Source organism: Sphaerisporangium viridialbum, from assembly GCF_049674955.1.
GTDB classification, from domain to species: domain Bacteria; phylum Actinomycetota; class Actinomycetes; order Streptosporangiales; family Streptosporangiaceae; genus Sphaerisporangium; species Sphaerisporangium viridialbum.
The window spans coordinates 107,875-120,712 of record NZ_CP187232.1 but is presented as its reverse complement, the minus strand read 5'-3'; the positions used below and the strand labels follow the sequence as shown (position 1 = coordinate 120,712).

The 12,838-nt window shown below is 70.2% G+C and carries 10 protein-coding genes; 9 read left to right on the top strand and 1 reads right to left on the bottom strand.

Features of this window, described 5'->3' with window-relative positions; genetic code table 11:
• Positions 1–36 precede the first annotated feature (36 nt).
• From ACOZ38_RS00600 to ACOZ38_RS00560, 9 genes are all read left to right on the top strand, one after another.
• Positions 37–1,005, top strand: coding sequence for an NAD-dependent epimerase/dehydratase family protein (locus ACOZ38_RS00600; protein WP_424527893.1), 969 nt, complete (start codon positions 37–39; stop codon positions 1,003–1,005).
• Positions 1,006–1,196: 191 nt separating this feature from the next.
• Positions 1,197–2,372 (top strand): cytochrome P450, encoded by a 1,176-nt coding sequence (locus tag ACOZ38_RS00595; protein WP_424527891.1) that lies wholly within the window; start codon positions 1,197–1,199, stop codon positions 2,370–2,372.
• A 163-nt stretch (positions 2,373–2,535) separates the two neighbouring features.
• The gene (locus ACOZ38_RS00590; RefSeq protein WP_424527889.1) at positions 2,536–4,848 is read left to right on the top strand and encodes a glycoside hydrolase family 95 protein; all 2,313 of its coding nucleotides are present in this window, start codon (positions 2,536–2,538) and stop codon (positions 4,846–4,848) included.
• Positions 4,849–5,025: 177 nt separating this feature from the next.
• The gene (locus ACOZ38_RS00585) at positions 5,026–6,087 is read left to right on the top strand and encodes an ABC transporter substrate-binding protein (protein ID WP_424527887.1); all 1,062 of its coding nucleotides are present in this window, start codon (positions 5,026–5,028) and stop codon (positions 6,085–6,087) included.
• A gap of 76 nt (positions 6,088–6,163) precedes the next feature.
• Positions 6,164–6,997 (top strand): ABC transporter ATP-binding protein, encoded by an 834-nt coding sequence (locus ACOZ38_RS00580; protein ID WP_424527885.1) that lies wholly within the window; start codon positions 6,164–6,166, stop codon positions 6,995–6,997.
• Between the two features lie 9 nt (positions 6,998–7,006).
• A complete protein-coding gene (locus ACOZ38_RS00575) occupies positions 7,007–7,864 on the top strand; it encodes an ABC transporter permease (RefSeq protein ID WP_424527883.1) in 858 nt (285 codons plus the stop codon).
• On the top strand, positions 7,864–8,259 hold the full coding sequence (locus ACOZ38_RS00570; RefSeq protein WP_405142981.1) for an RrF2 family transcriptional regulator: 396 nt from the start codon (positions 7,864–7,866) through the stop codon (positions 8,257–8,259). Before ACOZ38_RS00575 ends, ACOZ38_RS00570 begins: the two co-directional genes overlap by 1 nt.
• Before the next feature lie 122 nt (positions 8,260–8,381).
• A complete protein-coding gene (locus ACOZ38_RS00565; RefSeq protein WP_424527881.1) occupies positions 8,382–9,890 on the top strand; it encodes a serine/threonine-protein kinase in 1,509 nt (502 codons plus the stop codon).
• A gap of 131 nt (positions 9,891–10,021) precedes the next feature.
• On the top strand, positions 10,022–10,876 hold the full coding sequence (locus tag ACOZ38_RS00560) for a hypothetical protein (RefSeq protein ID WP_424527879.1): 855 nt from the start codon (positions 10,022–10,024) through the stop codon (positions 10,874–10,876).
• Positions 10,877–10,899: 23 nt separating this feature from the next.
• On the opposite strand, the gene ACOZ38_RS00555 is transcribed toward ACOZ38_RS00560, so the two are convergent.
• Complete coding sequence (locus tag ACOZ38_RS00555; protein ID WP_424527877.1) at positions 10,900–12,834, bottom strand: amino acid transporter; 1,935 nt, start codon at positions 12,832–12,834, stop codon at positions 10,900–10,902.
• Positions 12,835–12,838: the final 4 nt, after the last annotated feature.

Sequence of the window (12,838 nt, the reverse complement as noted above, 5' to 3'; positions counted from 1 at the left end):
CCTAGCCATGAGGGCTTCGCGATTGAGGGCTTCGCGATGAGGGTGGCGGTGACGGGCGCGTCCGGGTTCGTCGGGGGCGCGGTGTGCCGCGCTGCGGCGGCGCGGGGCTGGCAGGTGCACGCCTTCGGCCGCCGCCCGGGAACCGGCCTCTACACCCCTGTCGCGCCTGACGGCACTGACGGCCTCGTGGGTACTGACGGCCGGCGTGCCGTGTCCTACCGTTCGTGGGACATCACCGGGCCGGTGCCCGGCGACCTGCCCGAGGTGGACGCGGTGATCCACTGCGCGGGCAGCGTGACCGACTGGGGACCCAAGCGCAAGATCATCGAGGTCAACCTGGGCGGTACGACGCAGGTCCGGCGGGCCTTCCCCGGTGCCCGGTTCGTGCACGTCAGCACCGCGAGCGTGTACGACCCGTTCCGGCCGACCGTGATGGCACGCGAGGACCAGTGCCCGGCCAGGCGGTACGTCAACGCCTACGGGGCGTCCAAGGCGCTGGCCGAGCACGTGGTGCGCGACACGGCGGTGATACTCAGGCCGCACGCCGTGTACGGCAGGGGTGACACGACGCTGCTTCCCCGGGTGCTCGGCGCGGTGCGCGGACGGCGCCTGTGGGCGGTCGGCGACGGACGTCAGCGAATCAGCCTGACCTCCGTGAGCAATCTCGCGCAGGCCTGCCTGCTGGCCGCCGAGGGCCCGGTCGCCACGGGTGTCTTCAACGTCGCCGACGCCGAGCCGGTCGTTCTCGACGACGCGCTCCGCTGGATCCTCACGGAGAGGGGGGTCGACGCACGGCCGGCCTATCTCCCCGCCGCCCTGGTGACGCCCCCTGCGGCCGTCGTGGAGGCCGCGTTCCGCCTGCTGAGACGCCCCGAACCGCCCCGTCTGACCCGGTACGCGGTGGGCCATCTGGCCGTGGAGCGCACGCTGGACATCACGGCCGCGCGGGAGCGGCTCGGCTACCGTCCATCCCCGACGTCCTTCGCGGGCGCGGCGGACTGGTGACCTCCGGTGACCAGCATAAATACCCTTAAATCACATAAAAGCGGGTAAAGCTCTTCACTTCGCCTCACTGCTCGGCATGACAATTCTTGACAATCGGCATTGCGAGAACGACCCTCTAGTGCGACGGTCGAGATGACCCCATTCGCAAAGGGGGCGAATGGGGATGCGAACCGACGAGAGGGGCGCCCATCGTGTCCGATCTCCCCCAGCTGCCGTTCCCGCGACGCGACCAGCTGGACGTGCCAACGACATACCGCGAGCTGCGCGAACAGTCGCCGATCAGCCGGGTGCGCACCCAGGCGGGCGACGAGGCCTGGCTCGTCACGGGTTACGAAGACGTACGCCGGATGCTCGCCGACGACCGGCTCGGCCGCTCCCACCCCGATCCCGACTCGGCGCCGCAGATCTCCAGCTCGGTGATCCTCGGCGGTCCGAGAGGTGACTACGCGACCGAGAAGCAGGAGCACGAGAGGATGCGCAAGCTCCTCGCCCCCGCGTTCTCCGCCCGGCGGATGAAGGCCCTGTCCGACCACGTGCAGGACCTGGTGGACGACCTCCTCGACCGCATGGCCGCAAAGGCGCCGCCGGTCGACCTGCACGAGCACTTCTCCTTCCCGCTCCCCGTGCTCGTCATCTGCGAGCTGCTCGGCGTGCCGTACGAGGACCGCGACCGGTTCCGCGCGCTGGCGGACGGCATGACGAACATGACCGACCGGGCGGCGGCCACCATGGCGAAGGACGAGCTCAGCGACTACATCCACGGGCTGGTGATGGAGAAGCGCAGGCACCCGGCCGAGGACGTCCTGTCCGACATGGCGAACATGGACGCCGACGACAAGGAGATCTCGGACCTCGGAGCCGGCCTGCTGTTCGCCGGGCACGAGACCACGGTCAACCGCATCGACTACGGCGTCGTGTTCCTGCTCAGCGACCTGGCCCAGCGCGACGCGCTGGCCGCCGACCCCTCCCTCGCGCCCGCCGTGGTGGAGGAGGTCCTGCGCATGGCGGCACCGTCCGACCACGGGCTCGTGCGGTACGCCAAGGCGGACATCGAGGCCGGAGACGTGACGATCCGCGCCGGCGAGGCGGTGCTGATCCTGACCTCGGCGGCGAACCGCGACGAGAGCGTCTTCGCCGAGCCGGACGTGTTCGACATCGGCCGCGAGGCCGGCGATCCTCATGTCGCGTTCGGGTACGCCCAGCATCACTGCATCGGAGCGAACCTCGCCCGGGTCGAACTGCGCGCGGTGTTCGGCAGCCTGCTCCAGAGGTTCCCGACGCTGGAGCTGGCCGAGCCCCTCCACCGGCTGCGCACCCGCACCGGCCGTCTGACCGGCGGCTTCGTCGAGCTTCCCGTCACCTGGTGAGCTGACCGGCCCGCACGACGGCGGAACCGCGAGACACTCCCCGTGTCGCGGTTCCGCCGTCCTGCCCGCCCAAAGTTGGACAATCCACACTTAACGCGTCTTGTAACTAATTCTGATTCGCCCCGTTAAGATTTAGTTTGATCATCATGCTGATCGGGGAGAAATGCTGACCCTGTGGTACGACCGTCCCGCGGACGAGTCGGATGAGCACGACGCGTGGGAACGGCTGGCACTGCCGATCGGCAACGGCAGGCTCGGCGCGATGGTCTTCGGACGCCTCGGAACCGAGCGCGTCGCCCTCAACGAGAGCACCCTGTGGACCGGCGGGCCCGGCTCCAAGGACGCCGAGCACGGGTACGGCTTCGGCGACTGGCCCTCCCCCCGCCCGGGCGCTCTGGACGAGGTCAGGCGGCGGATCGCCAAGGACGGCCGGATGGACCCCCGCGAGGCGGCCCAGGTGCTCGGGAACCTCGCCGGCATGGACGGCCACATCCCCGGTTTCGGCGCCTACCAGCCCTTCGGCGACCTCCTCCTCGACATCGGGACGGCGGCCGACGTCTCCGGCTACCGCCGCGAGCTCGACCTCTCGACGGCCATCGCGTCGGTGCGCTACACGGCGGGCGGGGTCCGCTTCACGCGCGAGTACTTCGCGAGCCACCCGGCCCAGGTGGTCGTCATACGGCTCACCGCCGACCGTCCCGGCCAGGTGTCCCTCACGGTGCGGCCGGCCGCCACCGCCCCGGTCTGCCCGCCGGTGCGCGCGCAGGGAGGACGCCTGACGCTCAGGGGGGCGCTCGAAGACAACGGGCTCCGTTTCGAGGGCCAGGTCCGGGTGCTGGCCGAGGGCGGCGACCGCACGGACGAGGGCGGGGCGGTGGCGGTGCGCGGCGCCGACGCCGTGACCGTGGTCTTCTCCGCGGGCACCGACTACGCCGCCGCGCACCCGGGCTATCGCGGAGACGACCCGCACGTGACGGTCACCTCGCGCGTCGACCTCGCGTGCGCCCGGAGCTACGCCGAGCTGCGTGCCGAGCATGTCGCCGACCACCGGGACCTCTTCGACCGCGTCCAGCTCGACATAGGCGGATATTTCACGACCGCGACGCAGGAGACCGTGCCGACGGACCAGGCGATCGCGGCGTACGGCGACGGCGGCCCCCGTGACCGGGCGCTCGAAACGCTGCTGTTCGCCTACGGCCGCTACCTGCTGATCGCCTCATCCCGGTCGGACTCGCCGCTGCCGGCCAACCTCCAGGGCCTGTGGAACGACAGCACCACGCCCCCGTGGGACGGCGACTGGCACACCAACATCAACCTCCAGATGAACTACTGGCCGGCCGAGGTCACCGCGCTGGGCGAGTGCGTACCGCCGCTGCTGCGCTTCGTCGACGGGCTGCGCGCTCCAGGCGGGATCACCGCCAGGACCATGTTCGGCGCGTCCGGCTGGGTGGTCCACCAGAACACCAACCCGTTCGGGTTCACCGGAGTGCACGACTGGCCGACGTCCTTCTGGTTCCCCGAAGCGAGCGCCTGGCTCGCCCAGCACGTCTACGAGCGCTACCTGTTCAGCGGTGACGTCCGCTACCTGCGCGACCACGCGTATCCCCTGCTCAGTGCGACGGCCGGCTTCTGGGTCGACTACCTGACCGAGGAGCGCGGGCTCGTCGTCTCCCCCAGCCACTCGCCCGAGCACGGGCCGTTCTCAGCCGGCGCCGCGGTGTCGCAGCAGATCGTGTGGGACCTGCTGGCGAACACCGTCGAGGCCGCGGACTACCTCGGCGTCGATCCGGGCTACCGGGTACTCAAGGCGCTCGGCGAGCTGGACGAGGGCCTGCGGATCGGATCGTTCGGGCAGCTCCAGGAGTGGCGGGAGGACTGGGACGACCCGGAGGACACGCACCGGCACGTCTCCCATCTCTTCGCGCTCCACCCCGGCCGCCGCATCCGTCCGTGCACCGAGTACGGCGAGGCCGCGCGGGTCACGCTCGACCATCGCGGCGACGGCGGGCCCGGCTGGAGCAGGGCCTGGAAGATCAATCTCTGGGCCCGCCTGCTCGACGGCGACCGGGCGCACCACCTGCTCGGCGAGCAGCTCAGGCACGGCACCCTGCCCAACCTGTGGAGCACGCATCCCCCGTTCCAGATCGACGGCAACCTCGGGACCACGGCGGGGATCGCCGAGATGCTCCTGCAGAGCCACGCGGGCGTGATCGACGTGCTCCCCGCGCTGCCGTCCGCGTGGCCGTACGGCTCCTTCGACGGCCTGCGCGCCCGGGGCGGCCACACGGTCGGCGCCACCTGGCAGGAGGGCGAGGTCGTCGAAGTGCGCGTCGTCTCCGGCACCGACGGCGAGGTACGGCTGCGCAACCCCGCGTTCCTGAGCGGCTGCCGCACCCACGTGCCCTGCGCCGTGGACGGCGACACGGCCATGTTCCAGGCGAGCACCGGCCACGCGTACCGGATCACGGTCGGCTGACGCTCCCAAAACAGACATAACGCCATATATCCACATAAAGAATGGCGGGGGCGTCGTACCACGGGACACGAACCGGTAACAACGCGTGCCCACATCGTCACCACGGCTTGACAGGGAGAGCGCTATATCGTCTTATACACCTAACCGACTTATTAAGTAGGAATTAAGGAGTAGTCCATGAGGGTTCGCAGGCTCCGGGGGATGGCGGCAGCACTGGCCGCGGTCGCCGTGACCGCCCTCGCGGCGGCCTGCGGCGGAGGCGGCACATCCGCCTCCGGCGGCGGCGACGCGGCCAAGACCGAGGTCCGCCTCGGCTTCTTCCCCAACATCACGCACTCCACGGCGCTGGTCGGGGTCAAGAAGGGGTTCTTCGCGAAAGCGCTCGGCAGCAACGTGACGCTGAAGACCGCCACCTTCAACGCGGGCCCCGCCGCGACCGAGGCGATCTTCTCCGACGCGATCGACGCGACGTACATCGGGCCGAACCCGGCGATCAACGCCTGGTCGAAGTCCAAGGGCCAGGCGATCAAGATCGTCGCCGGGTCGGCGTCGGGCGGTGTCTACCTCATCGTCAAGCCGACCATCAACAGCGCCGCCGACCTCAAGGGCAAGAAGATCGCGACGCCGCAGCTCGGCAACACGCAGGACGTCGCGCTGCGCTTCTGGCTCAAGGACCAGGGCCTCAAGACCGACACCAAGGGCGGCGGGGACGTCTCGATCGTCCCCCAGGACAACTCGCAGACCCTGCAGACCTTTGCCACCGGCGACATCGACGGCGCGTGGGTGCCCGAGCCCTTCGCGAGCCGCCTGATCCAGGAGAGCGGCGGCAAGATCCTCGTCACCGAGGCCGACCTCTGGCCGAACAAGCAGTTCGTGATCACGCACCTCATCGTCAGGCAGCAGTTCCTCAAGGAGCACCCCGACCTGGTGAAGAAGCTGATCGAGGCGCACGTCGAGTCCAACGCCTACATCCAGTCCGACCCGGCCGGCGCCAAGGAAGCGATCAACGCGGAGCTGAAGGACCTGTCCGGCAAGCCCCTCAAGACCGAGGTGCTGGACAGCGCGTTCAAGAACATCACCTTCACCAACGACCCGATCGCCTCCTCCCTGGTGACCAGCGCCGAGCACGCCCAGCAGGTCGGCCTGCTCGACCCGGTGGACCTGAACGGCATCTACGACCTCACGATCCTCAACGAGGTGCTGGCCGCCAAGGGCCAGCAGGCGGTGTCCGACAAGTGAGCAAGCACCACACCCCAGAAGAGTCGACGCGGCGCTCCCGGTCACGGGCCGGCGAGCCGCTGGGTGAGGAGTCGAAGTGACAGCTCCGATTCAGGAGCTGCGCCCCAGCCGGGCCGACGGGCATGAGCCCGCGGTCCGGCTGGACGCGGTTTCCAAGGTGTACGGCCGGGAGCTCCTCGCCCTCGACCGGGTGACGCTGTCGGTGGACAAGGGCGAGTTCGTCTGCCTGCTCGGAGCCTCGGGCTGCGGCAAGAGCACGATGCTCAACCTGGTCGCCGGGCTCGACCGGCCCACGGCGGGCGAGATCGACACCAGGGGCGGGCGCATCGCGATGATGTTCCAGGAGCCCGCCCTGTTCCCCTGGCTCACGGTCTCGGCCAACATCGAGCTGGCGCTCCGGGTGAAGAGCTCGGCCAGGAGCACGACGAAGAAGGAACGCCGCGCCCGGGCGGAGGAACTGCTGGAGATCGTCCACCTGGGTGGCTTCGGCGCCAAGCGCCCGCACGAGCTGTCCGGCGGCATGCGCCAGCGCGTCGCGCTCGCCAGGGCTCTGGCCCAGGACGCCGACGTGCTGCTCATGGACGAGCCGTTCGGCGCGCTGGACGCGATGACCCGCGACCTGCTCCATGACGAGTTGGAGCGCATTTGGCGGGAGCGCGAGCTGTCCGTCCTGTTCGTGACCCACAACGTGCGCGAGGCCGTACGCCTGGGCGACCGGGTGGTGCTGCTGAGCAGCAGGCCCGGCACGGTGATCGAGGAGTTCCCCGTCACGCTGCCGCGCCCCCGCCGCACCGACTCCGGCGAGGTGGCCGAGCTGGCCGCGAGCATCACCGACAGGCTCCGCCAGGAGGTGCTGCGTCACGCCCGTCCGGCGCAGCAGCAGCCCGTCGGCGCCGGCGCTGAGAAGTGATGGTTGACAATGAGCGTTGATATTTCACAGCAGATCGCTGGTCTGGACGCGCTGGAGCTGTCCCACCGCGAGCAGCGCGGCGTCGCCGCGAGGATCTGGTCGCGCGCCTGGCCGATGATCTCGGCCATCGTGCTGGTCCTGGTGATCTGGGAGCTGGTGGTGCTCAGCGGGTGGCGCCCCGAGTACGTCTTCCCCGGTCCCGTCGCCGTCTTCGGAGACCTCTGGGCCCGCCTCGGCGACGCCGAGTTCTACCAGGCCGTGGCCGTGACGATGCGCCGTGCCGTCACAGGGTTCGCGGTCGCGGTGCTGGTCGGGCTGGTCGTCGGCGCGGCCGTGTCACGGGTGCGTCCCCTGCGGGCGGCGTTCGGCTCCCTGATCACCGGGCTGCAGACCATGCCGTCCATCGCGTGGTTCCCGCTCGCGATCCTGCTGTTCAAGCTGAGCGAGAGCGCGATCCTCTTCGTGGTCGTCCTCGGCGCCGCGCCGTCCATCGCCAACGGGCTGATCGCGGGCGTGGACTACACCCCGCCGATCCTGCTCAGGGCGGGGCACATCCTCGGCCTGCGGCGGCTGGCGCTCTACCGGCACGTCATCCTGCCCGCCTCGCTGCCCTCGTTCCTGTCGGGGCTCAAGCAGGGGTGGGCGTTCGCGTGGCGGTCGCTGATGGCGGGCGAGCTCCTCGTGATCATCGCCCACCAGACGTCGATCGGCGAGCAGCTCGACAACGCGAGGGAGCTCTCCGACGCCCCCGGCCTGCTGGCCACGATGATCGTGATCCTCGTCATCGGCATCGTCGTGGACATGTGCTTCGGCGCGGCCGACAACGCCCTCCGGCGCCGCTGGGGGCTCGACCAGCGCGTGGGCTGATGCGGATCTCCGCCAGGACACAGTACGCCCTGCGCGCCGCCGCGGAGCTGGCCGCCGCTCCTCCGGGCCCCGTGCCCGCGGAGCGGATCGCCAGCTCCCAGGACATCCCCCGCAGATTCCTGGACAACATCCTGCTCCAGCTGCGGCGCGCGGGGCTGATCGAGAGCCAGCGGGGCCCCGAGGGGGGCTACTGGCTCGCGAGGCCGGCCACCGAGATCACCCTGGCCGACATCATCCTCGTGATCGAGGGCGTGCCCTCGCACAGCGAGCGGTTCCCCGGGGTCGCCGGGCCGCTGGCCGACGTCTGGTCGGCGCTGCGGTCGTTCGAGAACACGACACTGACCGAGATCACCCTGGCCCACATCGCCAGCGGTTCCCTTCCCCCTCTCGCCTGACGCGGGCCGGCCGCATACCTCTTGCGCGGCCCCTCCGGTTGGAGCGCGCCAAAGCCGGCGTTTGTGGAAGACTGCCGATCTGCTGACATCTCTATCTATCGCCCGCGAAGGGGCATTTTCGGATGGGAACTCCTGGGCAGCTGGTGGTGAAGCGATACCGGCTGGTGAGAGCACTCGGTCAGGGCGGCATGGGCATGGTCTGGGAGGGTCACGACACGCTCCTCGACCGGCCGGTGGCGGTCAAGGAAGTGCTGGTCCCGCACAGGCTCGACTCCCGTCAGCGACTCCAGATGGTCCAGCGGACCTCCCGCGAGGCCCGTACGGCCGCGAAGCTCAACCACCGCACCATCGTCGGCGTCTTCGACGTGGCCGAGGAGGACGGGCGGCCGTGGATCATCATGGAGCTCGTGCCGTCGCGCTCGCTCGACCGGGTGATCGCCAGCGAGGGGCCGCTCTCGGTCACCCGCGCCGCGACGATCGGGCGCGAGGTCCTCACCGCGCTGTCCGTCGCGCACGCCGCCGGAGTGGTGCACCGCGACGTGAAACCGGCCAACATCCTCATCGGCTACGACGGCCGCGTGGTGCTCAGCGACTTCGGCATCGCCACCTCCCTCGGCGACCCCCTGGCCCAGCGGAGCGGCACGATCGGATCGCCCGGCTTCCTCGCTCCAGAACGCGCGGCCGGGGCGCCCGCCGCGCCGTCCGCCGACCTCTGGTCGCTCGGCGCGACGCTCTTCGCCACGGTCGTCGGCCGGCCGCCCTTCGACAGCACCATGGGCCCGGTCGCCTCGCTTCTCACGCAGGACGCCGAGCTGAGCAAGGCCCCCGCCGAGCTGCGCCCGGTGCTGGCCGGCCTGCTCACCAAGGATCCCGCCAGGCGGATGAGCGCCGACGAGGCCCGGCGCCTGCTCGACGCGATCGTGTCGCCCGGCGACCCCACGCCCTCGCCCGCGCTCACCCGGGGCGCGAGCCGTACGAAGCTCCTTGCCGGGGTGGTGGCGGCCGTGGTCGTCGCGGGCGCGATCGGCGGGTGGGCAATCCTGCGGCCCACCGGCACCGCGAGCGCGGGCCGCGGCGCCGGCGCGTCTCCGCTCGACGCCCCCGCGTCGAGCGCGGCCCCGCCCGCGACGCCGGTCGCGGCGCCCTCGCCCACCCCGAGCCGGTTGCGGCTGAAGTGGCACGAGGCGGGCCAGGGCTGGAAGGCGGCGGTGCCGCGCGGCTGGCGGCTCGGCATCCGGGAGAACTACTTCACCTGGTCGGACCGCACGGGCACGGCCTACCTGGGCCTGGAGGTCATCGACGCTCGCGGGAGGGACCCGCTCGACCTGCTGCGCGAGGTCGAGACCTCCCTTTCCCAGTCGGTAAGGAAGTACCGGAAGATCCGCCTTCAGAAGGTGCCCGCGAAGCGCGACGTCGTGGCCGAGTGGGAGAGCACCTGGACCGGGCCCGGTTACCACTCATGGGCGGTCAAGGGGGTGGCCTACCACGAGATCCAGCGGATGATCGTCACCGGCGACCGCATCAGCGTCATCGACTGGGTCACCACCACGGCCGAATGGGAACGCCTCGGCCCCACCAAGGACGCCGTGTTCAAGTACTACCGTCCTCCGGGACTTACCACGCCCAGATGACCTTCGCGATAGGTTCGCTGCCTGTCGGCGGTGACCTTCGCGAAATAGGCCCCCACGGACGGGCCACAAGGCATCGCCGCTCGACGAATTCCTACTAAGGTCGGTCGTATCTCGATCACGAGGAGATGTGCATGAGCTGGCTCTCGAAGCGTCTTCTTCTCGGCCATCTGCGCACGGGACCCACCGTTCTGCTGCCCGCCAAGACGAGCACGACGGAACTGCTGGCGGTCCTGCGGCTGGCCGATCCCGGCGCGCACGCCGACGGCGACGACATCGTGCTCACGGGGATCCAGGTCAAGGCCGGCGTCGAGCTGGTGGAGCCGGAGCTCCGCAAGCTTATGATCACGGACGAGGACCAGCTCTGGGCTCATCGGGTCGTCGCCGACGGCCCGCTGCCCGTGAACGGTCTCGACAAGCGGCTGGCGGAGGGCATCGCCTACCGCCTCGGCGGCTGGGCCATGACGCGAGGTGAGATGAGCGACCCCGCCGACGACGGTCACCTGGGTCCGATCGCGTACCTCGGGGAGATGCCGTCGCACGAGGAGATGATCTCGCTGCTGCGAGACCACCTGCGCCCGGCCGAGTCGCTGAAGCAGGCCTGGGAGGACGCGGGTTCGTCCGAGCTCCTCGACGGCGTCGTCCATCGGTACGCGGAGAACTTCCGCATGTACGGCGGAGCGGACATTCTGGTGTCTCTCGCCTACACGAGCGAGATCCCTTCGGCCGTGCGCGCCGTCATGCCGTACGCCACCGAGGTGGTCCAGGTGGACGTGCGTCCCTTCGAGGACTCCGACGGCACGGTCGTCCTGACGGGGAACGACGCCCTGCTCGACACCGGGGCGGCGGCCCTGGCCGTCGCGGACGCCTTCAACGGGCTCGTGACCGATGTCTGGGGCTTCCAGATCTCCACCCCAGAAGACCTCCTCCCCCCGACACCACCTGACGCGGACGCCCCGACACCACCTGACCCGGACGCGCCCGCGTGAGACGGTCAGCCCGGTGAGATCGGTCAGCCGACGTGGACCGGGGGGCGGCGGGTGTCGTCGGGCTCGGCCTGGCGGAGCACCTCCCGGGTGAGAGGCGCGACGTCGCCCCCGCCGAAGACCAGGTAGCGCAGGAGCGCGGCGATCGGGTTGCCCTCGGACCAGTGGAAGTAGACGTGCGGGAGCTTGCCCGTCTCGTCGCGGATGTGCAGCAGGACGGCCGCGATCGCGTTGGGCACGGTGGCGCCTCGCACCCGCAGGATCTTGTAGCCGTGCCGCTCCTCACCGACCACGCAGAGCTCGGAGTGGAACTCTGAGGCGTCCCCCACCGTGATCTCAAGGAAGAGCAGGGGCTCGTCGTCGGGCAGGTGGTGGTTGCGCCGCGTCTCGTGGTCCTTGTCGGCGTACTCCCGCTCATCGCGCGCGTCGGGCTCATTGGCGATGATGCGGATCTTGCCGGGGACCTCGATGAGGCTCTTGGCCTTCTCGTCCAGCTCGATGGCGCTGACGCGCAGCTCGGTCGAGCGCGTGGCCCGGGAGATGATCGAGGTGACGACGATGGCGATGACGAAGAGGAAGGCGATCTTCAAGCCGTCGGGACGCTCGATGATGTTGGCGACCGCCGTGTAGGCGAGGATCAGCGCCACCACGCCGAAACCGGCCGCCCGGCCGCGCCTGCCGTGCTGCCAGGAGGACAGGGTGACCGCGACCGCCGCCGAGAGGATCAGCGCGAGCACGCCCGTGGCGTACGCCCCGCCCTGCTCCTCGACGCCCGCGTGGAAGAAGATCGTGATGGCGAACGCGATGCCGGTGAACACCAGCACCAGGGGACGCACGGCCCGGGTCCAGTCGGGGGCCATGCCGTAGCGGGGAAGGTAGCGCGGCACGATGTTGAGCAGGCCCGCCATGGCCGACGCGCCGGCGAACCACAGGATGGCGATCGTGCTGATGTCGTACGCCGTGCCGAACAGGTCGCCGAGGTAGTGGTGGGCGAGGTAGGCCAGGGCGCGCCCGCTGGCCTTGCCCCCCTCCTTGAACTCCTCGGCGGGGATGAGCACGCTGGTGGCGAAGCTGCTGGCGATGAGGAAGACGCTCATGATCAGGGCGGCGACGGTCAGCAGCAGCCTGGCGCCCTTGATGCGCTGCTCCAGATCACCCTTCACCAGAGGCATCACCGCGACGCCGGTCTCGAACCCCGACAGGCCGAGCGCGAGCTTCGGCATCACGAACAGCGACAGGCCGATCATCGCGAGCGGCCCCGAATGCTCGGTGGTGAGCGCGTGCTGCCAGTCGCCCACCATGGCCGGGTGGGCGACGGCCTGCACGACGGCGGTGACCACAACCACGACGTTGAACAGCAGATAGATCGCCACGAGGATCACGGCCAGGCCGATGGCCTCGCTGAAGCCGCCCAGGAACACCACGCCGAGCAGCGCGATGAGCAGCAGCGTGATCGGGACCTTCCACCCCTGGAAGAAGTCGGGGACGAAGGGGTTCTGCAGGACGTGGGCCGTGGCGTCGGCCGCGGACAAGGTGATGGTGACGACGAACGCCGTGGCGACGAACCCGAGCAGGAACAGCACGAGGAGCTTGCCCCGCCACCCGGGCAGTAAGCCTTCGAGCATGGAGAGCGAGCCCAGGCCGTTCGGGCTTTCAGCGGCCACGGCGCGGTAGGTCGGCAGGGCGCCGAACAGGGTGAGCGCGACGAGCAGCAGCGTGGCGATGGGCGAGAGCGACCCGGCGGCCAGCGCGGCGATGCCCGGCTGGTAGCCGAGCGTCGAGAAGTAGTCGACACCGGTGAGGCACATGACCTGCCACCACCGGTGCTGCTCGTGGGACGCCGGCTCGGCGTGGTGGCCGACGGACTTGCGGTCGGACTGGAGCAGGCCGTGCAGCAGCCAGGCGCGCAGTTTCTCGTCGGCGCGCTCTTCGGCCGCCGATGGAGTCGAAGTGGCCGCCACCCTT